22 protein-coding genes are annotated in these 25,269 nt (G+C 66.3%); 18 read left to right on the forward strand and 4 right to left on the reverse strand.

Going from position 1 to position 25,269, the window contains the following annotated elements; translation table 11 throughout:
* Positions 1–14: 14 nt before the first annotated feature.
* On the forward strand, positions 15–668 hold the full coding sequence (locus ACVOK1_RS09955) for a hypothetical protein (RefSeq protein ID WP_481561926.1): 654 nt from the start codon (positions 15–17) through the stop codon (positions 666–668).
* 72 nt (positions 669–740) lie between these two features.
* On the opposite strand, the gene trxB is transcribed toward ACVOK1_RS09955, so the two are convergent.
* Positions 741–1,712 carry a thioredoxin-disulfide reductase gene (trxB, locus tag ACVOK1_RS09960; protein ID WP_079221869.1) on the reverse strand — a complete coding sequence of 324 codons (972 nt, stop codon included), beginning with the start codon at positions 1,710–1,712 and terminating at the stop codon, positions 741–743.
* A 233-nt stretch (positions 1,713–1,945) separates the two neighbouring features.
* Here trxB and ACVOK1_RS09965 point away from each other — a divergent pair, with 233 nt between their 5' ends.
* The 5 genes from ACVOK1_RS09965 to ACVOK1_RS09985 all read left to right on the forward strand — a co-directional run bounded on the left by ACVOK1_RS09965 (position 1,946) and on the right by ACVOK1_RS09985 (position 8,893).
* Positions 1,946–4,306 (forward strand): DNA translocase FtsK, encoded by a 2,361-nt coding sequence (locus tag ACVOK1_RS09965; RefSeq protein ID WP_200753125.1) that lies wholly within the window; start codon positions 1,946–1,948, stop codon positions 4,304–4,306.
* Positions 4,307–4,342: 36 nt separating this feature from the next.
* Entirely contained in the window at positions 4,343–6,280 is a 1,938-nt protein-coding gene (locus ACVOK1_RS09970; RefSeq protein WP_481561927.1) for a DUF3857 domain-containing protein, read from the forward strand.
* A 111-nt stretch (positions 6,281–6,391) separates the two neighbouring features.
* On the forward strand, positions 6,392–7,030 hold the full coding sequence (gene lolA, locus ACVOK1_RS09975) for an outer membrane lipoprotein periplasmic chaperone LolA (protein ID WP_164072671.1): 639 nt from the start codon (positions 6,392–6,394) through the stop codon (positions 7,028–7,030).
* A gap of 141 nt (positions 7,031–7,171) precedes the next feature.
* Positions 7,172–8,449: a replication-associated recombination protein A gene (locus tag ACVOK1_RS09980; protein WP_481561928.1), complete on the forward strand. Its 1,278-nt coding sequence runs from the start codon at positions 7,172–7,174 to the stop codon at positions 8,447–8,449.
* A gap of 69 nt (positions 8,450–8,518) precedes the next feature.
* Positions 8,519–8,893 (forward strand): DUF805 domain-containing protein, encoded by a 375-nt coding sequence (locus ACVOK1_RS09985; RefSeq protein WP_303635491.1) that lies wholly within the window; start codon positions 8,519–8,521, stop codon positions 8,891–8,893.
* A 4-nt stretch (positions 8,894–8,897) separates the two neighbouring features.
* On the opposite strand, the gene ACVOK1_RS09990 is transcribed toward ACVOK1_RS09985, so the two are convergent.
* Positions 8,898–10,073, reverse strand: coding sequence for a hypothetical protein (locus ACVOK1_RS09990; protein ID WP_481561929.1), 1,176 nt, complete (start codon positions 10,071–10,073; stop codon positions 8,898–8,900).
* A 235-nt stretch (positions 10,074–10,308) separates the two neighbouring features.
* Here ACVOK1_RS09990 and ACVOK1_RS09995 point away from each other — a divergent pair, with 235 nt between their 5' ends.
* From ACVOK1_RS09995 to ACVOK1_RS10040, 10 genes are all read left to right on the forward strand, one after another.
* The gene (locus tag ACVOK1_RS09995) at positions 10,309–11,319 is read left to right on the forward strand and encodes an alpha/beta hydrolase (protein ID WP_481561930.1); all 1,011 of its coding nucleotides are present in this window, start codon (positions 10,309–10,311) and stop codon (positions 11,317–11,319) included.
* A gap of 121 nt (positions 11,320–11,440) precedes the next feature.
* Positions 11,441–12,820, forward strand: a complete 1,380-nt coding sequence (locus tag ACVOK1_RS10000) for a YncE family protein (RefSeq protein ID WP_481561931.1) — start codon at positions 11,441–11,443, stop codon at positions 12,818–12,820.
* A 53-nt stretch (positions 12,821–12,873) separates the two neighbouring features.
* A complete protein-coding gene (locus tag ACVOK1_RS10005) occupies positions 12,874–13,920 on the forward strand; it encodes a heme/hemin ABC transporter substrate-binding protein (protein ID WP_481561932.1) in 1,047 nt (348 codons plus the stop codon).
* A complete protein-coding gene (locus ACVOK1_RS10010; protein ID WP_481561933.1) occupies positions 13,917–14,960 on the forward strand; it encodes a FecCD family ABC transporter permease in 1,044 nt (347 codons plus the stop codon). Before ACVOK1_RS10005 ends, ACVOK1_RS10010 begins: the two co-directional genes overlap by 4 nt.
* Positions 14,957–15,718: a heme ABC transporter ATP-binding protein gene (locus ACVOK1_RS10015; RefSeq protein ID WP_481561934.1), complete on the forward strand. Its 762-nt coding sequence runs from the start codon at positions 14,957–14,959 to the stop codon at positions 15,716–15,718. The genes ACVOK1_RS10010 and ACVOK1_RS10015 overlap by 4 nt, the downstream gene beginning before the upstream one ends.
* Positions 15,719–15,787: 69 nt before the next feature.
* The gene (locus ACVOK1_RS10020; protein WP_481561935.1) at positions 15,788–15,967 is read left to right on the forward strand and encodes a hypothetical protein; all 180 of its coding nucleotides are present in this window, start codon (positions 15,788–15,790) and stop codon (positions 15,965–15,967) included.
* Between the two features lie 15 nt (positions 15,968–15,982).
* A complete protein-coding gene (locus ACVOK1_RS10025) occupies positions 15,983–16,537 on the forward strand; it encodes a hypothetical protein (protein ID WP_481561936.1) in 555 nt (184 codons plus the stop codon).
* Between the two features lie 453 nt (positions 16,538–16,990).
* Positions 16,991–19,027: an elongation factor G gene (gene fusA, locus ACVOK1_RS10030; protein ID WP_481561937.1), complete on the forward strand. Its 2,037-nt coding sequence runs from the start codon at positions 16,991–16,993 to the stop codon at positions 19,025–19,027.
* Positions 19,028–19,286: 259 nt separating this feature from the next.
* Entirely contained in the window at positions 19,287–19,559 is a 273-nt protein-coding gene (locus ACVOK1_RS10035; protein ID WP_079221882.1) for a hypothetical protein, read from the forward strand.
* Positions 19,560–19,670: 111 nt separating this feature from the next.
* Complete coding sequence (locus tag ACVOK1_RS10040) at positions 19,671–20,426, forward strand: SapC family protein (protein WP_481561938.1); 756 nt, start codon at positions 19,671–19,673, stop codon at positions 20,424–20,426.
* A 1-nt stretch (position 20,427) separates the two neighbouring features.
* Here the strand turns inward: ACVOK1_RS10040 and ACVOK1_RS10045 are convergent, their stop codons facing one another.
* Both ACVOK1_RS10045 and ACVOK1_RS10050 read right to left on the reverse strand, forming a co-directional pair.
* Entirely contained in the window at positions 20,428–22,728 is a 2,301-nt protein-coding gene (locus tag ACVOK1_RS10045; protein WP_481561939.1) for an ATP-binding protein, read from the reverse strand.
* A gap of 8 nt (positions 22,729–22,736) precedes the next feature.
* The gene (locus ACVOK1_RS10050; RefSeq protein ID WP_481561940.1) at positions 22,737–23,363 is read right to left on the reverse strand and encodes a response regulator; all 627 of its coding nucleotides are present in this window, start codon (positions 23,361–23,363) and stop codon (positions 22,737–22,739) included.
* Positions 23,364–23,678: 315 nt separating this feature from the next.
* Between ACVOK1_RS10050 and ACVOK1_RS10055 the strand changes: the two genes are divergently transcribed.
* Positions 23,679–23,984: a hypothetical protein gene (locus ACVOK1_RS10055; RefSeq protein ID WP_481561941.1), complete on the forward strand. Its 306-nt coding sequence runs from the start codon at positions 23,679–23,681 to the stop codon at positions 23,982–23,984.
* Between the two features lie 129 nt (positions 23,985–24,113).
* A complete protein-coding gene (locus tag ACVOK1_RS10060) occupies positions 24,114–24,473 on the forward strand; it encodes a DUF3653 domain-containing protein (protein WP_481561942.1) in 360 nt (119 codons plus the stop codon).
* Positions 24,474–25,269: the final 796 nt, after the last annotated feature.

Consider the following 25,269-nt stretch of genomic DNA (forward strand, 5'->3'; position numbering starts at 1 on the left):
CAATTCCTGAGTGCGTGAGCTTTGTTTCGTTCTTCATTTCGGGTGGGTGTCACATTGATGAGTCAGCGCATCGGCTGCGAAGCCCCGAACTGGAGAACAAGCTCATGACACTGCCCTGGCTGCTTCGCGGCGCGCCATGCACTCTCCTTGCAATTGCGTCGCTTCTCGCCTCAACGCCATCAATGGCGGATCCTGGATCGCTAGCGGCCAGCGCCCCGCACAACGACGCACAGCTTGACGCGATACTGACCTTCAAGGCGCAGGAGATCCTTGATCGGATGGAGCGGCTTGAAGGGCAGTCGACCGATATCCGTGTGCAGGTCTCCTTCGACTTCAAGGAGGGCGCGCTTCGGATTCATTTTGGTCCTGGGATCCTGCCGAATGACTACGGCGCCAGCTTCGAAGATCAGCATGACGAATTCCGTCATAGCTTGACGCACATTGCGCAAAGGGCTGCGCCAGTAAAGGAAATTACATTCCGCTACGACGGCCGCGAGATCGAAGCGTACTTCCCGGAAGTCAGACAGGAGGCGGAGGATGCTCAGAGGGCGCGCGAAAGGAGGTCGCAGGGCATGGGCACTTCCGATGCGGAGTGCATCCGCGGCCCGGGAGGCGCGGTTGCAAGCCCCGCTGTCCCGGCCGGAGTCGAGGCTGCGACAGCAGGATGAAAAAACGGGCGCTTTCGCGCCCGTTTTCCTCAGTCGAGCATGGCTCGACGCTACAACCGTTGGGTCAAAGCCTCAGCTGGCCTTGCCCTGCGCATCCAGGTAGCGCTCTGCGTCCAGTGCGGCCATGCAGCCGAAGCCGGCCGAGGTGATCGCCTGGCGGTAGTGCTGGTCGGCCACGTCGCCGGCGGCGAATACGCCTTCCACCGAGGTCTGGGTGGCGTTGCCGCCCAGGCCCGAGCGGATTTCCAGGTAGCCGTTGTTCATGGCCAGCTGGCCGTCGAACAGCTGGGTATTCGGGTGGTGGCCGATCGCCACGAAGAAGCCGTGGGCATCGATATCGCGGGTGCTGCCGTCCAGGGTCGACTTCACGCGCACGCCGGTCACGCCGGCATCGTTGCCCAGCACTTCTTCCACCTGGTGGTGCCAGACGGTCTCGATCTTGCCGGCCGCCACCTTGGCGAACAGCTTGTCCTGCATGATCTTTTCCGCCTTCAGGGTGTCGCGGCGGTGGACCAGGTAGACCTTGCGGGCGATGTTGGACAGGTACAGGGCTTCTTCGACAGCGGTGTTGCCGCCGCCGACCACGACCACATCCTGGTCACGGTAGAAGAAGCCGTCGCAGGTGGCGCAGGCGGAGACGCCACGGCCCTTGAAGGTCTCTTCGGTCGGGATGCCCAGGTACTTGGCGGTGGCGCCGGTGGAGATGATCAGCGCATCGCAGGTGTACTCGTGGCTGTCGCCGATCAGCTTGAACGGACGCTGGGACAGGTCGGCCGTATGGATGTGGTCGAAGATGACCTCGGTCTCGAAGCGCTCGGCGTGGGCCTGCATGCGCGCCATCAGGTCCGGGCCCATCAGGCCGTGGGCGTCACCCGGCCAGTTGTCCACCTCGGTGGTGGTCATCAGCTGGCCACCCTGCTGCAGGCCGGTGATGACGACCGGCTTCAGGTTGGCGCGGGCGGCGTAGACGGCGGCGGTCCAACCGGCCGGGCCGGAACCGAGGATGACGAGGCGCTGGTGGCGGGAGGGCAGGCTGGTGCTCATGTAAACTCGCGAAAAGGTAGATGGGACAAGGCGCTGGCGATGTTTGCGCAGCATCCTCGGCAGGTCATAGAGTGGCGGCTGGGGCGGGGTGATTCAAGCCGATGAACAGAACGCCGTCACCCACGGGTGGTTTTGGCGCCTGCCGGCACCCTGGATGGCCCCCGTGACTGAAAACTGACGCCGTGTCGTTTATTATCAAACACTAACAGCGCATTCCAAAGGTATGGTCTAAGGTGGCGAAGCAGGTGCCCGAACGCTCCAAGTCCGACGACAAAAAGGCGTCGCGTCGCTCGGCGGCAGCGGCCACGACCGACAATCCCCGCCGTCAGCGCCTCTGGCGCGACTTGGGCCTGATCGCCATCGCGCCGGCGCTGCTGTATCTGGCCGCCAGCCTGTTCACCTATTCAGCCAGTGATCCGGGCTGGTCGCACACCGGCAGCGTGGTCGCGCCCGTGCACAACATGGGCGGCCGCGCCGGTGCGTGGATCGCCGACGTGCTGCTGCAGCTGTTCGGCTACATCGCCTTCCTGCTGCCGGTCGTGCTCGGCGCGCTGGCGTGGATCGCCATGTTCGGCCTGAAGCGTGAGAGCAAGGGCGAGAACGATCTCGATCCGGCCCTGCGCCTGGTCGGTCTGGTCGGCTTCCTGATCGCCGGTACCGGCTTCCTGCACGTTCGACTGTTCAGTGGCGACGTGTCCAGCGCGGGCGGCATCCTCGGCAAACTGGTCGGCAACTCGCTCACTGTCGGCTTCGGTGCGCTGGGTGCGAACCTGTTCGTGCTGGTGCTGCTGCTGGCCTCGATCACCCTGGCCACCGGCCTGTCGTGGTTCGCGGTGATGGAGAAGATCGGCCGTGGCGTGATGTCGCTGGCGCCGTTGCTGGAACGCAAGAAGGAGCAGGCCACCGAGTGGCAGCAGACCCGCGCCATGCGCGAGGAGCGTCAGGAAGTGCGCAAGGCCGATGCCGAGGTGCGCGCCAAGCGCGAACCGGTGAAGATCGAGCCGCGCCCGGAGCCGGTGATCGAGAAGAGCGACCGGGCCAAGCGCGACACGCAGATTCCGATGTTCCGTGGCGTCAACGGCGATGGCTCGGACCTGCCGCCGCTGGCCCTGCTGGATGATCCGAAGCCGCAGCCTGTTGGCTACGACAAGGACACCCTGGACGCGCTGTCTCGGCAGATCGAGTTCAAGCTCAAGGATTTCCGCATCGACGCGCAGGTGGTCGGCGCCAATCCCGGCCCGGTCATCACCCGCTTCGAGATCGAGCCGGCACCGGGCATCAAGGTCAGCCAGATCAGCTCGCTGGACAAGGACATCGCCCGCGGCCTGTCGGTGAAGTCGGTGCGTGTGGTGGACGTCATTCCGGGCAAGTCGGTGATCGGGCTGGAGATTCCCAACGTCACCCGCGAGATGATCTACCTCTCCGAACTGCTGCGTTCGAAGGAGTATGACAAGTCGGCCAGCGTGCTGACCCTGGCGCTGGGTAAGGACATCGCCGGCCGGTCCACCGTGGCCGACCTGGCGCGCATGCCGCACCTGCTGGTGGCTGGTACCACCGGTTCGGGCAAGTCGGTGGCGGTCAACGCCATGGTGCTCAGCCTGTTGTTCAAGGCCTCGCCGAAAGACCTGCGCATGCTGATGATCGACCCGAAGATGCTCGAACTGAGCGTCTACCAGGGCATCCCGCACCTGCTGGCGCCGGTGGTCACCGACATGAAGGAGGCCGCCAACGGCCTGCGCTGGTGCGTGGCCGAGATGGAGCGCCGGTACAAGCTGATGAGCGCGGTGGGCGTGCGCAACCTGGCCGGCTTCAACAAGAAGGTGAAGGACGCCCAGGACGCGGGCCAGCCGCTGATGGATCCGCTGTTCAAGCCGAACCCGGAGCTCGGCGAAGCCCCGCGCCCGCTGGAGACGCTGCCGTTCATCGTCATCTTCATCGACGAATTCGCCGACATGATGATGATCGTCGGCAAGAAGGTGGAAGAGCTGATCGCGCGCCTGGCACAGAAGGCACGTGCGGCCGGCATCCATCTGATCCTGGCGACCCAGCGCCCGTCGGTGGACGTCATCACCGGCCTGATCAAGGCCAACATTCCGACCCGCATCGCGTTCCAGGTCAGTTCGAAGATCGATTCGCGCACCATCCTCGACCAGTCCGGCGCGGAAACCCTGCTGGGCCACGGCGACATGCTGTACCTGCCGCCCGGCACCGCCATGCCCGAGCGCGTGCACGGCGCGTTCGTCTCCGACGATGAAGTGCATCGCGTAGTCGAGCACCTGAAGGCGATGGGTCCGGCCGACTATGTCGACGGCGTGCTGGACGAAGTGCAGACGATGGGCGATGGCGTAGTGGTCGGTGCCACCGGCCTGCCGGAAACCAGCGCGGCCGGCGACGAGTCCGACCCGCTGTACGACGAGGCGCTGCGCGTGGTCACCGAGACCCGTCGCGCGTCCATTTCCGGCGTGCAGCGCCGCCTGAAGATCGGCTACAACCGTGCGGCACGACTGATCGAGGCCATGGAAGCGGCCGGCGTGGTCAGTGCTCCCGAGCACAATGGCGACCGTACGGTGCTGGCACCGCCGCCGCCGAAGTAAGTCCCGCCACGCCTACAACGTCCAAGGATCCGACGCATGTTCCGACCCGCTCCCTGCGCGCTGGCGCTGGCCTGTCTGCTTGCCGCCAGCCCGGCCCTGGCCGGGGCGTCCGCCTCGGCGCCGAACCCGGCGCCGCCTTCGGTCAGCAGCGATGCCGAGGCCAGCAACAACTTCAGCTTCGTCCGTTACCGCGCCGATTACGTGGTGCGGCCGGATGCCGGCAACGTGCAGACCGAGACCTACGAGATCCTGCTCAAGACCAAGGCGGCGGTGGAGCAGTTCAGCCAGGTGCGGCTGAGCTACAGCGAGAAGATGGAAACCCTGGACGTGGTCAGCGCTTACACGCTGACTGCCGAAGGCCAGCGCCGTGATGTGCCGGCCGACCGCATCTACACCCAGGAAAGCTATTCCAGCGCGGCAGCGGCCATGTACGCCGACCGCAAGGTGCGGGTGATCGTTTTCCCGAACCTGGCCCCGGGCACGCGCCTGGTCTACCAGGTGCGCCGCACCCAGCAGACCCCGTATTTCCCCGGGTACTTCGGCCTGTGGGAAACCTTCAATGTGTTCACCCAGTACGACGATGCCGAGGTGACCCTGAGTGCGCCGGCCAGCCTGCCCATGTATGTGGACAGTCGCGGCGTGCAGGGCAGTGACACGCCGACGGTGAAAAACGGCCAGGCGCAGTGGCGCTGGCGCTACCAGCGCCGCGACCCGATGCAGGCGCAGAACTGGGCGGCGGCGGCGTGGGAGTTCGGCCCGAACATCATGGCCAGCACGTTCCGTGACTGGGCCCAGGTCGGGCATGCGTATCAGGTCAAGGCCGGCGAAGCGGCCCAGGTGACGCCGCAGATCCAGGCGCTGGCCGATGAAGTGACGGCCGGCATCAGCGACCGCAAGGCGCAGGCCGATGCGCTGTACCGCTGGGTGGCGCAGAACATCCGCTACGTGGCCGTGTACCTGGGCAATGGCGGACTGGAGCCGAACAGCGCGCAGAGCATCCTCGACAACCACTATGGCGACTGCAAGGACCATGTGGTGATTCTGGAGGCGCTGCTGGCGGCCAAGGGCATTGCCAGCTCCCCGGTGCTGATCGGCGCGGGCGGTGGCCCGACGCTGCCGAAGATTCCGGTGCTGGGGCGCTTCAACCATGCCATCACCTACTTGCCCGAATTCGATCTGTACCTGGATTCGACCAGCGCCTGGGCGCGCTTCGGCCAGCTGCCCGACGGCGACCTCGGTGCACCGGTACTGCGCACCCGCGACGCGTCGTTGGCGCGCACCCCGGCCAATGATCCGCAGCGCAACGCAACGGCGATGGACGTGCGCTTCACCTTCGATGCGCAGGGCAACCTGCGTGGCGAGACCGTGCCGCAGCTGAGCGACAACGCCGAGATCGGCATGCGTGCGCAGTTCGCCCAGCTCAACGCGCAGAACCGCGCGCGTGCCGAGGAGTCGATCATGGCCGCCTCGGGCTTCGACGGGCGCGGCCAGCTGCTGCTGCAGGGCGTGCCGGTCGACCTGACCCATCCGTTCGGCTACCGCATGGCCTTCCAGGCCGAGGATTACGTGGACTTCAGCGTGGCCGGTGGCATGGCCGTGCCGGATCCCCCGGGCGGCGAATCGGTGCGTGGCCTGTACGCCACGGCATCGGCGCCTGCCAATGAGACACCGTTCTACTGCAATGCCAGCCTGCGCGAAGAGACCTACCGCCTGCAGTTCCCCGGCAGCGTGCCGATCATCGTCATCCCGCAGAGCCAGCATTTCAGCAATGCGGCCGGTGACTACCGGGTGGACTGGGCGCGGGAAGGGCAGCAGGTGATCGTCCATCACCGCCTGCAGCAGAACGCCGTGCGCGGCGCCGATGCCCTGTGCCAGCCCCAGGATTACCCGGCGTTCCGGGCGCTGTACCGCGAAGTGCGGCGCGGTTTCCGCGGGCAGGTCCTGTACGGCAGATTGCCGGGTGCAGCTGGCTGAATCGCCGATGCACGCGCAGGGCGGCATAATGTCGCCCTGATCGCCCATTCATCTTTGCCCGGGCACACTGGCTCCCAACTTTCCTGGCGCATGCGCCCACAGGATTCCTGCATGAACATCCGCTTCCGTCGTTTCCTTGCCACCACCACCCTGGCCGTGGCCTGCGCCGCTGCCGGCAGCGCCTGGGCCGGCGCCCGCGATGACCTGAAGACCTTCACCAGTGGCCTGAAGGGCCTGGATGGTCAGTTCAGCCAGCAGGTGTTCGACGGCCGCGGCAAGGTGAAGGAATCCACCAGCGGCCGCGTGGCCCTGTCGGCGCCGCGTCTGTTCCGCTGGGAATACGTGCGCCCGCATGAGCAGCTGATCGTGGCCGACGGCAAGAAGGTCTGGATGTACGAGCCGGACCTGGAACAGGCCACCGTGCGCGAGCAGGGCAAGGAAGAGCAGAACAGCCCGCTGACCGCGCTGATCAACCCGGCGCTGCTGGAACAGCAGTACGACCTGAGCGAGGAAGCCGCCAAGCGTGACGGCCTGCAGTGGCTGTCGCTGTCGCCGAAGCGCGATACCGAGGCCAGCTTCCAGTACGCCGCGCTGGGCTTCAACGCACAGGGCCTGGCCAAGATGGAAATCACCGACGCCGTCGGCCAGCGCACCGTCATCACCTTCAGCGGCTGGAAGCGCAACCCGGGCTTTGCCGCCGGCACCTTCAGCTTCACCCCGCCGAAGGGCACCGACGTCATCGGTAATTGATAGGGGTCGCCGGGCATGGCCCGGCGCTACCAACGGGTGGCGCGGTACAATGATCCGGTGCCAAGACATCGTTCCACTTCATTCCCCGGCCCCGATCTGCTGAGCGTCGATCGGGATCATCTGCGCCCGCTGGCCGAGCGCATGCGCCCGCGCACCCTCGACGAAATGGTCGGGCAGAAGCGCCTGCTGGCGCCTGAAAGCGCGCTGCGCCGTGCGGTCGAATCCGGTCGCGTGCATTCGATGATCCTGTGGGGCCCGCCGGGCTGCGGCAAGACCACGCTGGCGCTGCTGCTGGCCGAGTACTCCGACGCCGAATTCCGTGCCATCTCCGCTGTGCTGTCCGGCCTGCCGGAAGTGCGCCAGGTGCTGGCCGAGGCGGCGCAGCGCTTCGCCGAAGGGCGGCGCACCGTGCTGTTCGTCGACGAAGTGCATCGCTTCAACAAGGCGCAGCAGGATGCGTTCCTGCCGCATATCGAGCGCGGCACCATCCTGTTCGTCGGCGCCACCACCGAAAACCCGTCCTTCGAGCTGAACTCGGCGTTGTTGTCGCGCTGCCGCGTGCACGTGCTGGAAGGCGTCTCGCCCACCGACATCGTCGAGGCGCTGGAGCGTGCGCTGGGTGATCGCGAGCGCGGTCTCGGCGAAGAGCGCATTGAAGTGGCGCCCGAGCTGCTGCTGGAAATCGCCACGGCTGCCGACGGCGACGTGCGCCGTGCGCTCACCCTGCTGGAAATCGCCGCCGAGCTGGCGGGCGGGGAGGGCGGTCGTATCACCCCGCAGACCCTGACCCAGGTGCTGGCCGACCGCACGCGCCGCTTCGACAAGGGCGGCGAGCAGTTCTACGACCAGATCTCGGCCCTGCACAAATCCGTGCGCAGTTCCAACCCGGATGCCGCGCTGTACTGGCTGACGCGCATGCTCGATGGCGGCTGCGATCCGTCCTACCTGGCGCGCCGGCTGACCCGCATGGCCATCGAGGACATCGGCCTGGCCGACCCGCGCGCGCAGAGCATGGCGCTGGAAGCGTGGGATATCTACGAGCGCCTGGGCAGCCCGGAGGGCGAGCTCGCCTTCGCGCAGCTGGTGCTGTATCTGGCCAGCACCGCCAAGTCGAACGCCGGCTACGCGGCCTTCAACCGGGCCAAGGCCGACGTGCGCGAAAGCGGTACCGAAGAAGTGCCGCTGCACCTGCGCAACGCCCCGACCAAGCTGATGAAGGAACTCGGCTACGGTGCCGAGTACCAGTACGACCACGATGCCGAAGGTGGCATCGCGCTGGACCAGACCGGTTTCCCGGACGCGATGGGCGAGCGGGTGTACTACAACCCGGTACCGCGCGGGCTGGAGATCAAGTTGAAGGAAAAGCTGGACCGGCTGCGCGCCGAGCGCGAGGCGGCGAGGGCAGCGAAGGGGCGTTGATCGGAGGTTTGTCGCGCCTGCCGGCTTTTGGCACACTGCGCGCCTTCTTTTCCCAAGGACTTTCCTGCCATGGACCAGCTCATCCTGCCGTTGAAGCGTTACGCCCAGTTCGACGGTCGTGCCAACCGTCGCGAATACTGGATGTTCCAGCTGTTCATGCTGATCGTCTCGGTGGTGCTGATGGTGCCGATGATCACCGCGCTGGTGATGCAGTCCGATGGCCTGGGCATCGCGTCGATCATCCTGTTTGTCCTGTTCTGGCTGGCCACCCTGCTGCCGGTCATCGCCGTCACCGTGCGCCGCCTGCATGACTGCAACCAGTCGGGCTGGCTGTATCTGCTGGCCTTCATTCCGTTTGGCGGCTTGGTGATCTTCGTGTTCACGCTGCTGCCGGGCACGCCGGAAGCAAACCAGTACGGCCCGGTGCCGCCGGAATTCGGCTGAGTCTTCACGATGCGGGTGCGCCAAGGCTTGGCACCAAGCCTTGGCGCCGCCAAGATTCGGCCTGGTTGTGATCAATCCATTGGGACAGGCTGATCAGGGTCGGCAGGCATTTTTCCTCTGACGGGGTGGCGGGCTCATTGCGAATGACCCCGCGTACGTCTGAGCCGCTTAGTGTGGTAGCCAGTGACTCAGGGCCGAGCTTAACGCTCACTTCGTTGCCGAAGTCGAGCATCAACTTGGCGCTGCAGCGAACTGTCCCGACCCCATGGGGTGTGCAGCCCTTGGTGGGCATGGCGACAACCGCATCACTGAGGACGATCTCAACCTGCTCTCCGCCACCTCTGTTCATTCTGATCAGCACTTTCGATGTCTGCGCCGCCATCCAGGCGGGTTGAGTGATGGCAAGCATGCAGCCAAGCATCATCATCACGAATGCAAAAACAGCTACTACCTCTATTCCTGACCTGCGCACGCGTGCCTGAAGTTTGACCTGAATGTAGACGATTACAATGTAAGCGCCAGCCAGCGCCAGAAGTGCTGCCCACTGCAAGGCTTCTGGAAGTGGCTCGAGGAGAATAAGGTGCTGGCGGTTCCAGACAAGGTGCATCATGCCAATCCAGAGAAGGCTTAGGCTGATGAAGCTGTAGGTTCCGCATGCCAGCCACCGATCAAGAAGACCTCCCTCGGCGGGGATTGATCGGAATGTCGCTATGGTGGCAACGATGTGCACCAGCCACAGGGCATGCAGCAGGCTATGCGACGAAGGGTACTGGCTGATCAAAAGCAATAGGATCCATCCGGTAAACGCTGGCGGGCCGGTCCACTTGAGGAAGGTCCCGAACTTCATGCCGGAGATGCGAAAAGAATTTTTGCTCTTGGACGGTTCCTCGGCGAAAGATGCAAGGAGTGCCGGGGCAACGTAGAGCGTTGCTAGGAGCCCGCCGATAGTCAGCAGGAAGCCCGCGATCAGGAGCAGGAGTGATTCGAGCCCAGCACCGAATCGGGGATAGGGGATCTGATTGACGCTCGTGTACGCCCAAAGCTGAACTCCCCCAAATGCCAGGGTCGGGAGCCACAGCAGCTTGACCATCACAAGGACGAATCGCTTGACTTGCAAGAGGATGTCCTCTAGTGCGGCGATTCCGACAAGTCTCTGACCAGAGTTGCTTGATTCGGACATGAAGCTCCATTCTGTGGAATACGAGTGGGCACGGAGCATGGCAGGACCGTTGCTCACTGGGAGAGACGGCCTGAGACCGCGCTCGCATTACTGAACATCAAGCTTCTACGGGCGGAGAGCCCTGCGCGCGCGCGATACACAGTGTGACGTGTGATCGATGTGATAATCATTCGCGTTTAAGGTAGACTGCGGTCCCTTGATGAAGAGGCGGCAGCGCCCGCCGCATCCGTCACCCATGATGTTTTCCGCACGCTCCTTCGGCTGCCTGGCCGCCCTGATGATGGGGGTCCTGATGGCCACGCCCTACGCCCATGCGCAGCAGCGCAATCCGCAGCAGCTGATGGGCCGCACCGTGCTCGACGAGCCGGCGTCCAGCTATCGCTTCGAACGTTTCGTGATCGACAGCCCTGACCAGCAGCGCCGCTGGCGGGTGAACGTGGCGATCCCGGCCAAAACCTCCAAGGCCCCGTCGCCGGTGCTGTACGCACTGGATGGCAACGCCGTCGCCATGGTGCTGGACCAGCCGCTGCTGGCCGAACTGGCCGCCACCAAGGCGCCGCCGGTGCTGGTGCTGATCGGCTACGACAACGAGCTGCGCATCGACTCGCCGGCCCGCACCCTGGATTACACCGCCTGGATCGACCGCGCCGATGACGAGGGCGGTACCAGCCAGGCCGTCGGCGGTGGTGCCGACGTCTTCCTCGACCTGATCGAGCGCCGCATCAAGCCCGAAGTGGAGCGCCGCGCCCGCATAGACACCCACCAGCAGTCGCTGTGGGGTCACTCGCTGGGCGGCCTGTTCGTGCTCAATGCGCTGTACACCCGACCCGCCGCGTTCCAGGCCTATCTGTCGGCCAGCCCGTCGCTGTGGTGGAGCCAGGGCGCGGCCTTGGGCGATCCCGAACAGCAGTTCGTGCAGAACGTCCATGGCCAGCCCGCCAAAGTCTGGTTGATGCTGGGCGGTGCCGAGCGCGTCGGCGACCGCGGCAAGCGTGACATGAGCAACCCGCGCGTGGTCGCGCATCTGCGCCGCATTGGGGGCGCCACCCCGGATGCCGCCATGCAGCTGTCCACGCGCCTGGCCAAGGTGCCCGGCCTGAGCGTGCAGTACCGGGAATTCCCCGGCCTCGGCCACGGCCCGATGCTGCCCGCGTCGTTCCAGGCGGCCCTGCATGAGCTGTACGGTGTGACCGACCGCAGCGTGGATGACGGCAAGGCGCCGCCGTCCGCCAACGCTGCCGAATGAATCCCCGCACGGCGTGGCCGTGCGACCCCACTACCCAGGCGTGACTGCCGATGTGCAGCGGCCCAGGCAACCGATGAATCCCGCGCCACGAGGCGCGGCCTACGTGTGCAAGGAGCCTTTCATGTCGTTTCGTCCGTCCCTCCGCCTGACCTCCCTGGCCGCCGGCCTGCTGCTGGCAGTCACCGCCACCGCGCAGCCGGTGTTCGATCAGCCCGCCAGCGCCACCTTCAAGGGCACCGTGATCTCGCGCGGCGAGAACGTCGTCCCCGGCAGCACGGCCGAGGTCATCGGCCGCGGCTTCGTGCCGGGCCAGCAGGTCAGCCTGGTGCGCGGTGACAGCGTACTCAACGCGCAGCCGCTGGTGGTCGACGCCGATGGCAACTTCAAGACCCAGCTGGCGATCCCCGCCGATGCCGTGCCGGGCACGCATCCGGTGGTCGTCCGCGCCAGCCAGCCTTCGGCGGCCACCGTGCTGAAGCTGCGCGTCTCGCCGCAGCTGCCGCTGTCGGGCCAGCAGCAGTTCGCCACCCAGTCCAACAAGCTGGTGCCGGGTCTGTACCAGTCGGCCTACAGTGCCGCCAGTGACGCGGTGTTCGTGACCTCGTCGGTCGGCCGTCCGCCGGTCACCCAGTCGCAGCTGCTGAAGCTGGACCCGAAGACCCTGAAGGTGACCAAGGCGATCACCCCGGCGCAGGTCGCCGGCACCACCAACGGCGCGGTGTACGCGGTCTATGGCGTGGGCGTGGATGACACCAACGGCAATGTCTGGGTGACCAACACCCGCCAGAACTCGATCGCGGTCTATCGCCAGAAGGATCTGTCGCTGGTCCACCAGTTCCCGGTCGACACCGTGCCGCATGCGCGCGACGTCGTGGTGGATGGCACGCACGGCAAGGTGTTTGCCTCGGCCACCGGCGAAGACCACCTGTCGGTGTTCGATGCGAAGACGCTGAAGGAACTGCCGTCGATCACCCTGGAGTCGGGCGTCGACGAAGGCAAGTTCAACCCGATGAGCCTGGTGCTGGACGAAAAGGCCGGCAAGCTGTTCACCGTCAGCATCGGCACGCCCGAAGCTGCGGTGATCGACGTCGCCACCGGTGAAGTCGACAAGGTCATCGACCTGGGTAACTCGATCAGCGCCTCGGGCGTGGCCTTCGATGCGCAGCAGAACCGCCTGTACGTGGCCTCGCAGGGCACCGACAACCTGCTGATCGTCGACGTCGCCAGCGGCAAGGTCGTGCACGATGTGCCGGTCGGTGCTGGTGCGCTGAACGTCGCCTTCGATGACAAGAGCGGCCTGGCCTATGTCACCAACCGCGGCGCCGGTACCGTCACCGTCGTTGATCGCGATGGCAAGGTGGTCGGCAACCTCGATGGTGGCACCTTCCCCAACCATGTGCGCGCCGATGGCAAGGGCAGCGTGTTCGCGGTGAACAAGTCGCGCGGCGCCGATGACGCCAAGGGCGACCGCATCACCCGCATCACCCTGCGTCAGCCGTAACCCACGTGCCGGGCGAGGGTAGTGCCTTCGCCCGGCCAGCAAGGAGATTCCGCATGAACATCGCTTCCCGCCTGCGCCTGTGTGCGCTTCCGCTGGCCGTTTCGCTGGCACTGGCCGCCTGTGGCGGCACGTCTGCGCCGCCTGCGGCCAACGACGCCGCTGCGCCTGCCGCAGAAGGCGCCACGGCGGCCACCGGACTGCCGGCCGGTTGGCAGCGCGTGGCGGGCACCGATCTGCCGGCCCTGACCGGCCAGGTGCCGGTGCTGCCGGCCAAGGTGCGTTCTGACGATGGCGCCGACGCCGAAGTGACCGACACCAGCCGCATCATCGCCGGCGGTGACGATGTGATTGCCGTGCTCGAGGCGCTCGGCCTGGGCAAGCAGGTGTTTGCCGCGCCGACCAACACCACCACGCAGGCCGGCCAGGCCGCGCCGCACCAGTTCCTGTTCAACCGCACCACCGGCGTCGAGGGCGTGGTGAGCCTGCATGGCTCGCTGTTCCTCGGCAACAGCCTGCGCCGCCACACCGTGCTGGCTGGCAAGCTGCGCGAGGTGGGCGAGTCGGCCGTGGTGATCGATGACCTGCAGCCGGCGCCGGACAAGGTGCGCAAGGTGGCGGCCGCCGTCGGCCTGGCAGATGCCGGGCAGACGCTGGCCACGCAGGTGCAGCGTCAGCTGGATGAGGCGGCGGCACTGGGCAAGGGCCTGACGCATGCGCCACGCGTGATCCACGTGTCGGCCACCGGTGGCGGTGGCGCCCCGACCGTGGCCGGCGCAGACAGTGCGTCGGCCGAGATGATCGCCCTGGCCGGCGGCGTCAACATCGGCAGCGAGGCAGGGGTCAAGAACTACTCGCAGCTGAGCAATGAAGGCGTGATCGCCGCAGCACCGGAGGTCATCCTGGTGACCGAGCACGACCTGCAGCAGTTCGGGGGCGCCGACGGTCTGTGGAAGGCCTACCCGACCCTGAAGCAGACGCCGGCCGGCGCGGCCAACCGGGTCTGGGTGATGCCCGATGTGCAGCTGAAGTACACCAGCGTCGGCACCGGCGCAGGCGCTCTGGCCTTGGCCAAGGCTCTGGCGGCGCTGCCGCCGGCATGAGTCCGGCTGATCGGCGCCGCCGTCGCGGGCGGGTGATGCTGTTGGTGGCACTGCTGGCCCTGGTGGGCGCGGTGCTGGCGTCATTCGCGATGGGGCCGCTGCGCCTGCCGCCATTGGACGTTCTGCAGGCCCTGGGGGTGAAGCTGGGCCTGGTCGATCCGCAGGCGGTCAGCCGCCGCGACCTCGCCGTGGTGTGGCAGCTGCGCATTCCGCGCGCCCTGCTGGGGGCCATGGTGGGGGCGGCGTTGGCGATGGCCGGTGCGAGCCTGCAGGGATTGTTCGGCAATCCGCTGGCCGACCCCGGCATCGTCGGCGTCAGCCAGGGCGCGGCGCTGGGCGCCGTTGCGGCGATCGTCCTGGGGGCGGCAGGCGCAGCGGGCTGGCTGGTGCCGGTGGCTGCATTTGGCGGTGGCGCACTGGCCATCGGCCTGACCTACGCATTGGCGCGCCCGGGGAAGGGCAGCGGCAATGCGACGCTGCTGCTGGTGGGTATTGCGATGGCGGCGTTCTGCTCGGCGTTGATCGGCTTCCTCACCTACATCGCCAGCGAGAGCGAACTGCAGTCGCTGGTGTTCTGGCAGATGGGCTCGCTCGCGCAGGCCAACTGGGCGGACGTGGCCGCCGTGGTGCCGCTGTTCGCCATTGGCGTGTTCGCGCTGCTGCGTCTGGCCACGCCGCTGGACATGCTGGCACTGGGGGAGCGCCAGGCGCAGCACCTGGGCCTGGATGTCGCGCGGACGCGACGAATGCTGGTGGCCTTCAGTGCACTGCTGGTGGGTGCGGCGGTGGCGTTTGCCGGCTCGATCAGTTTTGTCGGCCTGGTGGTGCCGCACGTGGCGCGGCTGCTGGTCGGCCCGTGCCATCGCTGGTTGCTGCCGGTGTCGGGCGTGCTGGGCGCGCTGCTGATCGTCATTGCCGATACCGCCGCGCGTACGCTGGATCCGCCGGCGGAAATTCCGCTGGGCCTGTTCTCGGCCGCGCTCGGCGCGCCGTTCTTCCTGTGGCTGGTGCTGCAGCAGCGCCGCAAGGACACGCCATGAGCGACTTCCTGCAGTTGCGCGATGTGGTGGTGCGGCGCCAGCAGCGCGAGATCCTGCATGGCGTCAACCTGGCGTTCGCGCCGGGCACGGTGACCGCGCTGGTGGGCCCGAACGGTGCCGGCAAATCGACCCTGCTGGCGGTGGCGGCCGGCGATCTGCGGCCTGACGTTGGCGAAGTGCAGCTGCATGGCGCGCCGCTGCGCAGCTACAAGTCCGGCCCGTTGGCGCGCGAGCGCGCAGTGATGCCGCAGGAACATGGCGTGCGCTTCGCCTTCAGCGTTGAAGAAGTGGTGGCGATGGGGCGGCTGCCGCATCCGCCGGATCCCGCGGTGGATGATGCGCGGGTGGAAGCTGCCATCGACGCCACCGAGCTGCAGGCGCTGCGCCTGCGCGAGGTGCAGCAGTTGTCCGGCGGTGAATCGGCACGCACCACGTTTGCGCGCGTGCTTGCGCAGGACACGCCGCTGCTGTTGCTGGATGAGCCGACGGCCGCGCTGGATCTGCGCCACCAGGAACGCACGCTGCGCAGCGTGCGCGCGTGTGCCGAAGCGGGCGCCTGTGTGATCGTGGTGCTGCATGATCTGAATCTTGCAGCCGGTTATGCCGATCGCATCGTGCTGCTGGAACAAGGCAGGGTTGCGGCCGATGGGACGCCTGCGCAGGTGCTCACCGAGGACAACCTGCAGCGCGTGTACCAGCAGGATGTGGTGGTGCTGCAGCATCCGCGACGGGGTGTGCCGCTGGTGGTGGTGACCTGATGCGGTAAAGCGTCGTGTTGCATCGCGACGTATTATTGGCGGTCCGTTTTTCTCAACGGACTGACCCCCATGAAGCATCATTTCCCCCGCGCTGCACTGCTGGTTTCGTTGGCTGCAACGGCGTGCACCGCGCATGCCGCCTCCACCCGCACGGTGTCGATCGAGAAGGCGGCCGACCAGGCCACGTCGATCGAAACGCGGCATGCAAGCCGCGCCGGCGCCGCGCCCGACCTGTTCACCACGCACTAATTCACCGGTGGCGCGATGATGATGGCCTGGGGCGATCAGCGCGTGCTGCTGCTCTGCAAGAAGTCGGCGTACCTCAAGCTGCCGGGCATGAAGCCTGCGGCCAGCGAGTTGCCGCTGGAGAAGCGCCAGATGGTCGGCTACGAAACCATGATGGCCGGCTACGGCGGCATCGCTGCCATCGGCGGGCTGGTGAATGGCTCGGTCGAAGTCGCCGACGATGGCAGTGAAGTCCGCCGCCAGGCGGAACGCCCGTGGGCCTATGGTACTGAGCGCTACGATGTGATCAGCCAGCGCATGCCGGGCGGCGCGCTGCGCGTGCGCGCTCTGAAGACCGCAACGGTGAACACTGCGAAGCCGTCGAAGCCGGGCGCTACCTTCAGCAGCGATGAGGACCAGGCTGCACGTTTGGCTGAGCTGGGTGCGGTGGGTAGCTGGACCGAGATCACCCTGTACGACTCGCCCAAGCGTGGCGAGGTCGATCCTCAGTACCCGTTGAAGGACTGGGTGTCGGTGACCGGTGACCATGCCGCGACGGTGGCTGAAGCGCGCCGGATCAACGGCTGCGAGTGATGCTTGCTGTGGGGGTCAGAGCCCTTGGATGCGCCAAGGGATCCGACCCTTTGGCCGCGCCGGGGTCGGATCCTTTTGCGCAGCGAAAGGCTCTGACCCCATCAAGCCTCATCGTTCCACTCATGCGTGCAATAGCCACTTGCGCGCAGGAATCACAGGTCTAGAATGCGCCCCATGAACCGGATGCCGCTCCTGAAGTTTTTCACCCTGACCCGCGCAAGCGCGGAACGGGCGTGTCTGCCTGGAGTGCCACGGGGCCGTTGATACGGCCATCGATGGACCATCCACAGAGCGCCCTTCGGGGCGCTCTTTTCGTTTCCGCCATTTCATTCCACCCGCAACACCGAGGAGAACGTGCCATGCACCAGATCGCCGAGACCGAACGCTAGCCGCGCGCCCTGTCGCCAACCGGGGTGCGCGGCCCCTGAAGTTGGCTTTGCAGGAACCTATCTCATGAACACCCATGTCCTTTCCCGCCGTCGCAACCTCGGCATCATTGCCCACATCGACGCCGGTAAAACCACGCTGACCGAACGCCTGCTGTGGAAAAGCGGTGAGATCCATCGCGTCGGCGAAGTGCACGACGGCAATGCGACCACCGATTTTTCGGCGATCGAGCGCGAACGCGGCATCACCATCGGCGCGGCCGCCGTGCAGGCGCAATGGGCGCCGCGCGACCTGCCGCCGCATCGGCTGACCCTGATCGACACCCCCGGCCACATCGACTTCGCCATTGAAGTCGAGCGTTCGCTGCGCGTGCTCGACGGTGCCGTGGCCGTGTTCTCGGCCGTCGATGGCGTGCAGCCGCAGTCGGAAACCGTGTGGCGCCAGGCGCGTCGGCATCGCGTGCCGCTCATTGCCTTCGTCAACAAGATGGACCGCGTCGGCGCATCGTTCGAGCGCGTGCTGGAGCAGCTGCATGACAAGCTGCAGGCGCGGCCGTGGGCGCTGGGTGTGCCGTTGGGCAGCGAGAGCGACTTCCATGGCTGGGTCGACCTGGTCGATGAGCGCGTGCTGCGCTGGCAGGACGGCGCTGCGGCGTCCATCACCCCTTGGGGCGAGGACGAGCGCGCGCAGTGGCAGGCGCAGCGGCAGGTGTTGATCGAGGCCGTGGCCGACCATGACGACGTGCTGGCCACGGCGTGGCTGGAAGGTGCGGTGATCGATGCGGCGATGCTGCGCGCGGCGATCCGCCGGGCCACGCTGGCCGGTGCCGGCGTGCCGGTGCTGGCGGGCGCGGCCTTCAAGGACAAGGGCATCGAAACGCTGCTGGACGCGGTGGTCGACTACCTGCCGTCGCCGCTGGATCGCCCGGCCGTCACTGCCGAAGCGGAACAGGGCGAGGTGTCGCTGCCGCCGGACCCGGACGGTCCGCTGGCGGGCCTGCTGTTCAAGATCACCCACCAGCAGCACGGCGCGCTGAGCTTCGTGCGGTTGTACTCGGGCACCTTGAAGGTGGGCGATGCCATTGCCAGTTCGCAGCACCCGCAGGGGCGCCGCGTCAGCCGGCTGGTGCGCGTGCAGGCCGACCAGACCCACGACATCGAACAGGCCGTGGCCGGTGACATCGTCGCGGTGCTGGGTTGGAAGGATGCCGTCAGCGGTGAAACGCTGAGCGGGCGAGGGCAGCCGTTGCGTCTGGAGAGCATCCAGTCGCAGGCGCCGGTACTGGCCTGGCGGCTGGAGCCGGCACGCGCGGCCGACCTCATCCGCATGGCGCAGGGCCTGGCCAGCCTGGCCCAGGAAGACCCGTCGTTCAAGGTGGAAACCGAGCGCGACAGTGGTGAAACCCTGGTCTGGGGCATGGGCGAGCTGCACCTGGAGGTGATGGTCGAGCGTCTGCGCAGCGAATGGAAGGTCGATGTCGGCGTTGGCGCGCCGCGCGTGGCCTACCAGGAAACGCCGTTGCGCGCGGTGTCCGGCGTGGTTGGCCGGGTCTCCAAGCAGAATGGCGGCCAGGGCCAGTTCGCCCATGTGGTGCTGGACGTGGTGCCGCGCGAGGACGACCAGGTCGTGTTCAACGACCGCATCGTCGGTGGCGTGGTCCCGCGCGGCTTCATCGCCGCCGTGGAAAAGGGTGTGCGTGCGGCGCTGACGTCCGGGCCGCAGGGGCATCCGGTGGTGGGCATCGAGATCAGCCTGGTCGATGGGGAAACCCATGCCAAGGACTCCTCGGAGATGGCCTTCCACCGCGCTGGCGGCGAGGCGATCAAGGCTGCGCTGGTCGCGGGCGGTACGCAGCTGCTGGAGCCGGTGATGGCCGTGACGGTGCATTCGCCGTCGGCCTCGGTGGGTGATGTGGTGGGCGACCTCAACCGTCGCCACGGCCGCATCGCACGCATCGACGACCAGGAAGGTCGCGCCGAAGTCAGTGGTTTTGCACCGTTGGCCAACCTGGTGGGTTACACCACCTCGCTGCGCTCGCTGAGCCAGGGGCGCGCCAGCAGTGAAGCGCATCTGCACGGCTACGAGCCGGTGCGCGCTGCGTGATGCAAGGCAGAGGGAGTCCGTTTGCGGGCTCCCTTCTTTTGTTCTGCGCTTGCCAGGGGCATCCACGCATGGCGTGGATCTACTGGTATCTGCGGGTGTCATGCGCATCCATGCATGGCATGGATCTACAATGTGCGGGTGGGATGATGCGCGCCGGCTCGCGCTGCAATGCAACAAAACTGCAGAAAAAGCTGGATTAAAGTGATGCCTCACGATAAATTGCGCACCCCCTGTTGATTTGCCGCCGATCGCACCCGCCATGCGTGATGACAACGACCCCGGAACCCTGGAGCTGACCCTGCCGCGCAAACGCGGTCGGCCGCCCAAGTTCGGGTACGCAATGAGCGATGCGCAGCGGGCTGCGCGCTACCGTGCGCGCAGGGCAGGGCAGGCCAACCACGCCGATGTGCGCTCGTGCAGCGACATGGTGCTGCTGGACAAGATCCGCGCGGCCGTCAGCGCCCGCGACACCGAACTGGCCGGCTTCCTAGTCCACGTGCTGTGGCAACGCTACCCGCTGCAGCTGAAATAAATTCGCGTCGGGGTGGCTCTTGTCATCCGGCTTGTTGATAATGCGGGGTTCAGGTTGTTCCCGCTGGCGCGCCCGGGATGGCAGGCGTGCATGTTCGACATGGCTTTGACGATGACCACCACCAGCGACACCACCACCGAAGCTGCACAGAGCGGCGCACCCCTGTTCTACACCCGTCCGGTGCCGCTGCAGGCCGACGTGCATGCCGATGTGCGCATCCTGCCGGGCAAGCTGGAGTTCGCTGCAGGCAGCAACTCGATCCCGCTGGTGCTCGGCGAATTCTCGCTGGCGCTGCACCATTTCCCGATTCTGTTTGCCGGCCCGACCGCCGTGCCGATGGCCGCCGTTGGCATCACCACCGAAAACCTGTTCATCACCGATGGCCTGTGGGCGGATGAGACCTACATCCCGGCCTACCTGCGTCGCCACCCCTTCATCTTCATCGATACCGGCAAGGACAATGACTTCCTGCTGGGCATCGACGAAGAGAGCCCGCGCATCGTGCGTGGCGGCGAAGAAGGCCAGCCGCTGTTCGTCGATGGCAAGGCTGCCGAAATCGTGCAGCAGGCGCTGGAATTCTGCGGCCAGTTCACCCGCGAGCACGAACAGACCCAGGCCTTCTCCAAGGCACTGCTGGAAAACAACCTGCTGGTCGAGCGCAACGCCACCATCCGCCTGCCCGATGGCCGTGAGTTCAACCTCAATGGCTTCTTCGTGGTGGACGTGGAGAAGTTCGTCGCGCTGCCGGACGCCACGGTGGTCGAATGGCACCGCAGCGGCTGGCTGGCACTGATCCACCAGCACCTGATGTCGCTGGGTCGCTTCAACGACCTGACCCGTCGCCAGGCCGAGCGCAACGCAGCCTGAGTCAGGGCTCTGGCGCGGCGGGAAGATCGCCGCGCCAGACACGCAATACCCGCAGCAGCCGCTGCGCTTCGGGCCAGTCCGGGGCAGCGGCGTTGCCCACGCTCCACAGTTCACCCGCCACGTCCTGCATGGCGGCGACGCCGCGCATCTGCAGGACGCCCTGCAGGCGGTGGGCATGATGACGCAGCGCCGGTGCATCCCGCGCGTCCATGGCCTGCTGCAGCAGCGCCATTTCTGCGCGGATGTCCTGATCGTAGTCCGCAAGCAGCTGCGCCGTCAGGTCGGTTGCGGACGGCGACTCCGTGCCGCCCAGGTCCAGTGCCTCCAGCAGTGGCTCGATCTGCAGCGGCTTGACCAATACACCATCGAATCCCGCACGCTGGCAGCGCTGCAGGTGCTCATCGCCGCTGTGCGCTGACAGTGCGAGCAGCCATGCCCGATTCGCCTGGTCGCGCTCCTGCGCGCGCAACTGCGTGGCGAGCGCATAGCCATCCATCGCGTCCAGTTCTATGTCGAGCAGGACGACCGACGCGGGTGAGGCGGCCTGCTGGGCAAGCGCCGCGGCGGGGCCATCCGCTTCGCATACGTCCGCGCCGAGCTGCTGCAGTTGTGCGGCTATGACCCGGCGATTGAGTACATGGTCGTCAACCAGCAGCACTTGCAAGCCGCCGAGTGGCATAGACGTATCCAGCGCTTCCTGCGCAAGCGCGCCTTCATCCAGTACCCGCACCGGCACGCGCAGGATGAAGCGGCTGCCGCGACCATGGACGCTGTGTGCATCCAGGGTGCCGCCCATGGCCTGCGCCAGCTGACGGCAGATCGACAGGCCCAGCCCGCTGCCGCCGCGCTCATGGCCGCCGTCTGCCTGCCGATACGGCGCGAACAGCTCGGCCATCTGTGCGGGCGCAATGCCGATGCCACTGTCGACCACCTCGATCTGCAGCCGGGCAGGGTGCAATGCGGCGTCCAGCTCCACGCGCAGATCCACGCCGCCCACGTCGGTGAACTTGAGTGCGTTGCCCAGCAGGTTGTCCAGGATCTGGCGCAGGCAGTCGGGATCGACCAGCACCGGCGGCAGGGCTTCGTCCGCATGCAGTTGCAGCCGCAGGCCTCGCTGCTGGGCCTGCGGCGTCGCGGCCTGCACGGCCTGCGCGCATAGCGCAGCCGGCGCGCATGGCCGGGGCCGCGGCCGGAAGCTGCCGTCCGCCAGCCGGGAGAAATCCAGGGCGCGGTTGAGCAGTCTGCGCAGGGTCTGCCCGGCATTGGCGGCGATGGACGCGAGTTCATGCGCACCGGCCGGCAAGGCGCTCTGCTTGAGCAGATCGACCGCCGTCACCATGGCCTGCGCCGCATTGCGTACTTCGTGATTGACCATGCCTGAGGCGTGGTTGCGCTCACGCTGCTGCGCCTGCAGGCGCCCGCGCCGGCGCCGGGATACAGCGAGCGAAACGAACAAGGCCAGCAGCGCCATGGAGATGACCGGCAGCACCCAGCGCGGAGTCCGGATGGTGGCATGGTGCCATCGGTCCGCCAGTGTCTGCCGGGCCCAGTGCTGCAGCAGCGCGGCGTGCTCATCGATACTGATCCGTGCCAGCGCATCTTCGATGCGGTCGATCAGCTGCTGGTCGCTGTGGCGTGCCAGCAGGTGTAGTTCGTGCGGGAAGTGGCCGCGCAGGGGCTGCACGCGCAGGCGTTTGTGGAAGTCGCGGCGGAACACCGGGCGCAGGCTGGCCTCCAGGCCGATGGCTGCATCTGCCGTGCCGGCATCGACCAGCGCCAGTGCCGCATGCATATTGGGCGCGGCAAGAACCTGCGCCTGCGGATGGCGCGCGGCCAGCCAGGCGGGATAGGGGTCACCTTCCACCGCGGCAAGCTTCAGGCCGCTCAACCCGCTGGCGTCATGGGGCAGGGGAGTGCCCAGCGGGCCGGCCAGTACGGTGTCGCCACCGTGAAACGGGCGGGACTGGATGAGACGAGTGCAGGGCAAAGGAAGGTCAGTGACCGCGCCTTGCACCAGCACCAGGTCGGCCTGCTGCGCGCAGACGGCTGCGATGGCGGCGAGGGTGCTGTCATGCGGCTGCTCGATGAAGGACAGGCCGGAGTGCTGTGCAACCAATTTCGCATAACGATGCGCAATGGTGGGCGGCGCGTCCGGCTGTGCCTGCTCGGGAAATGGTCGCAACATTGGTCCAGTTGCGACACGCACAGGGCGCTGTTGATGCCCGGATGGTTGCGGGCCATCCATGGTGGCGCTGGTCAACAGGCAGGCCGCGAGCGACGCAATCGCCAGGCGAAACCACATTGCCGCGATCACAGCGCCTCCAACTGGGCGCGCAGTGCGTAGATTTCGGCGTCGTTGCGCAGGCCCAGCTTGCGCAGCGCGGCGTTTTTCTGGGTGCTGATGGTCTTGATGCTGCGGTGGCGCTGCACAGCGATTTCGGACACCGTCATGCCATCCAGCAGCAGATGCAGCACCTCGCGTTCGTTGCGGCTGAGTGGCTCGCGCGTGGGCGGCAGCTTGCACCCGGGCGGAAGCCGGAACAGCCCCTGGGACACCCGGATCACCGCGTCGGAAAGCTCGGCCAGTGGCTCGCATTTGCTGACGTAGCCGCTGATTCCGGCATCCAGCAACACATGGATGCCGGCGTTCGACGACTGCCCGGCAAACGCCAGCAGCGACACCTGCGGCGCGCACTCGCGCAGCTTCAGCACCAGCTCCGGGCCGGTCAGATCGTCCATGCCCAGAGTGATGTCGATGATCGCCACGTCGACCGGGTGGTTCATCAGGTACTGCAGCAGTGGCGCGCTGTGGCCGTGGCTGGCGACGATCCTGAAGCGCGTATCGGTGCCGAGGTGCATGCCGACCCCGCGTCGGACGACATCATGATCGTCGAGCAGTGCCAGTCGAAGGCGACGCGGTGCAGGATATCCATTCATGCGCAGGGAGGTGATCGTCGCCCAGGGGCGTGGCGCTCATTCTGGCGCTGTCATCTGCGTGGTCATCGAATTCGTACGATTTTTGCGACTATTCCTAAACGGGGGTCGGACTGCTGGGTTTTGGGCTTTGAAATCTGAGGGTCAGGGCCTTGGTTGGGCGCTCAGATTTCAAGGGATTTGGGGGTATTAACGTGACGCGTCACGGTCGTTTGGTTGGGTGGCCCATGAGGAGGCCACGCGTGGGTCGCGTTCCTGTGGCGTGTTGCGGCCCTGGTGATGGCGCTGGCTGGTGCCGGGGCTGGTACCGGGGCTGGAATGGCGCTGGAGGCTCAGGTCAGCGAGCGCATCAAGGTTGCCGGCGTCATGACGATCGTTCCGGGCGGCCGGACGCCGGGATCCATCGGGCTGGATGATGGCCGGTGCTTTGACCTGGCGCTGCCGGAAGCGGTGTGTGAGCAGAGGTGGCGCTGGCAGAGCAAGCGCGAGGTGGTGAGCGGGCCGTTGATGTCCTGGCCGAAGGGGTTGGTTGCCGGGTTGATGTGGATCGACATCAAGGACCGGAAGGTTGAGGGGGTCGGGAGCCTGACGATCCTGAGGCACCCCATCTTGATGCGAACATAATATACATTATGCGAAATCAAGGATCGTCCGCGCTGCGGCGTTTGTGGCCTCTGCTTGGCAATGGTTGGGCCTCTGGCTCGGCTCTTGCCTGCCGGATCGTTCCCCCGACAAGGACGAACTGGCAGCGTAATGGAATTTGATCCGTACAGCCGCACTGAACTAACCGGCCCTTGGGCCGGTTTTGCTTTCCTAGGCAATCGCCTGATCACCCCCGAAGGCCGCGAGCTACTGCCCGAGGATCTGGCCTGGCTGTCGCTGACGGCCTGCCAAGCGCAGGAATGGCGGCGCATGATGGATCAGCTGCGCGGAAAGTCCGCTGGATCGACCCAGCGAAACCATTGCAGCGCAAGCGATTCCAGGGTGGTCGATGTGGCCACCTTGATGGCCCGGCGCCAACGAAGGTTGTCCAGGGTGATGGCTGCTCCCGACGCCGATCCGACCATTGCAGCAGACACGAAAACGGGGCCGAAGCCCCGTGTGCGCGGGTGAGGCGTTGGCCGTAGGGGCCCTGCCCCTACACCCCGGCTACAATGGGCGCAGGACGCCTTGGGGGACGTATGGAACGCGAACGACCGGAATACCTTGAAGCCATCCCGCGCAGGCGCTGGGAATTCCCGTGGATGGCAGTGTGGGCTGTGATCTTGCTGGCTATGGTTGCTGCTGGCATCTGGCAGCACATACACACCAACGAGGCATGGAACCGGCGTTTCGCTAGCGTGCCGATGGTCCCGGCAAAAAACGACGAAAGGAACGTGAGGCCGGTGGAGAACGCGGAGCGGGCTACCGCGCTGGCGAAAATTAAGGCCGCAAGAGAACGCGCTGAAATTGAAGCGCGCCTAGTGGACGCGAGTATTAGATGCATCGACGGCACGGCTTTCAGGCGGATTGAGGGTGGCTGGGAGAACATACCAGGACACCCCTGCCCGTAACGGATCAAAGCTTCGATTGGACCTCTGGGATAGTCATGTACGACGCCGTCTCATACGGAGGCGACTCGGGGAAGGTGCCCATGGCGCGCTGCCCACGGCTGATCACGCCGCCTTGGATCGCGCCAGCGTATTGCTGGGCCGGTGCGGGAGAAGCCCCTGACGCGGGCGCAGGCTGTGCCGGCTGGAAAATAGGCCGCTGCTTGTAGGGGTTGTAGACAGGACCGTTCTTGGCAATCGTCCGGCACTCGGGTTCTACCCCGATATCACGGACGGTTCTAAAAGAGCTGCAACCTTCTGATCCTGCCTGGCGACCCTTCGCCGCATCCTTGGGTTATGGCGTCGCTCGATGTAGTCAA

Source organism: Stenotrophomonas sp. STEN087, from assembly GCF_056759115.1.

What these genes read in the sequence shown, in the direction of transcription:
- trxB (WP_079221869.1), bottom strand. Translation starts at nt 1,712, where the DNA reads ATGAGCACCAGCCTGCCCTCCCGCCACCAGCGCCTCGTCATCCTCGGT.
- ACVOK1_RS10045 (WP_481561939.1), bottom strand. Translation starts at nt 22,728, where the DNA reads ATGTGGTTTCGCCTGGCGATTGCGTCGCTCGCGGCCTGCCTGTTGACC.
- ACVOK1_RS10050 (WP_481561940.1), bottom strand. Translation starts at nt 23,363, where the DNA reads ATGAATGGATATCCTGCACCGCGTCGCCTTCGACTGGCACTGCTCGAC.
- ACVOK1_RS10040 (WP_481561938.1), top strand. Translation starts at nt 19,671, where the DNA reads ATGACCACCACCAGCGACACCACCACCGAAGCTGCACAGAGCGGCGCA.
- ACVOK1_RS09980 (WP_481561928.1), top strand. Translation starts at nt 7,172, where the DNA reads ATGCGCCCGCGCACCCTCGACGAAATGGTCGGGCAGAAGCGCCTGCTG.
- ACVOK1_RS10060 (WP_481561942.1), top strand. Translation starts at nt 24,114, where the DNA reads ATGGAATTTGATCCGTACAGCCGCACTGAACTAACCGGCCCTTGGGCC.
- ACVOK1_RS09990 (WP_481561929.1), bottom strand. Translation starts at nt 10,073, where the DNA reads ATGTCCGAATCAAGCAACTCTGGTCAGAGACTTGTCGGAATCGCCGCA.
- ACVOK1_RS10020 (WP_481561935.1), top strand. Translation starts at nt 15,788, where the DNA reads ATGAAGCATCATTTCCCCCGCGCTGCACTGCTGGTTTCGTTGGCTGCA.
- ACVOK1_RS10035 (WP_079221882.1), top strand. Translation starts at nt 19,287, where the DNA reads ATGCGTGATGACAACGACCCCGGAACCCTGGAGCTGACCCTGCCGCGC.
- lolA (WP_164072671.1), top strand. Translation starts at nt 6,392, where the DNA reads ATGAACATCCGCTTCCGTCGTTTCCTTGCCACCACCACCCTGGCCGTG.
- ACVOK1_RS10015 (WP_481561934.1), top strand. Translation starts at nt 14,957, where the DNA reads ATGAGCGACTTCCTGCAGTTGCGCGATGTGGTGGTGCGGCGCCAGCAG.
- fusA (WP_481561937.1), top strand. Translation starts at nt 16,991, where the DNA reads ATGAACACCCATGTCCTTTCCCGCCGTCGCAACCTCGGCATCATTGCC.
- ACVOK1_RS10025 (WP_481561936.1), top strand. Translation starts at nt 15,983, where the DNA reads ATGATGATGGCCTGGGGCGATCAGCGCGTGCTGCTGCTCTGCAAGAAG.
- ACVOK1_RS10010 (WP_481561933.1), top strand. Translation starts at nt 13,917, where the DNA reads ATGAGTCCGGCTGATCGGCGCCGCCGTCGCGGGCGGGTGATGCTGTTG.
- ACVOK1_RS09985 (WP_303635491.1), top strand. Translation starts at nt 8,519, where the DNA reads ATGGACCAGCTCATCCTGCCGTTGAAGCGTTACGCCCAGTTCGACGGT.
- ACVOK1_RS10005 (WP_481561932.1), top strand. Translation starts at nt 12,874, where the DNA reads ATGAACATCGCTTCCCGCCTGCGCCTGTGTGCGCTTCCGCTGGCCGTT.
- ACVOK1_RS10000 (WP_481561931.1), top strand. Translation starts at nt 11,441, where the DNA reads ATGTCGTTTCGTCCGTCCCTCCGCCTGACCTCCCTGGCCGCCGGCCTG.
- ACVOK1_RS10055 (WP_481561941.1), top strand. Translation starts at nt 23,679, where the DNA reads ATGGCGCTGGAGGCTCAGGTCAGCGAGCGCATCAAGGTTGCCGGCGTC.
- ACVOK1_RS09995 (WP_481561930.1), top strand. Translation starts at nt 10,309, where the DNA reads ATGATGTTTTCCGCACGCTCCTTCGGCTGCCTGGCCGCCCTGATGATG.
- ACVOK1_RS09970 (WP_481561927.1), top strand. Translation starts at nt 4,343, where the DNA reads ATGTTCCGACCCGCTCCCTGCGCGCTGGCGCTGGCCTGTCTGCTTGCC.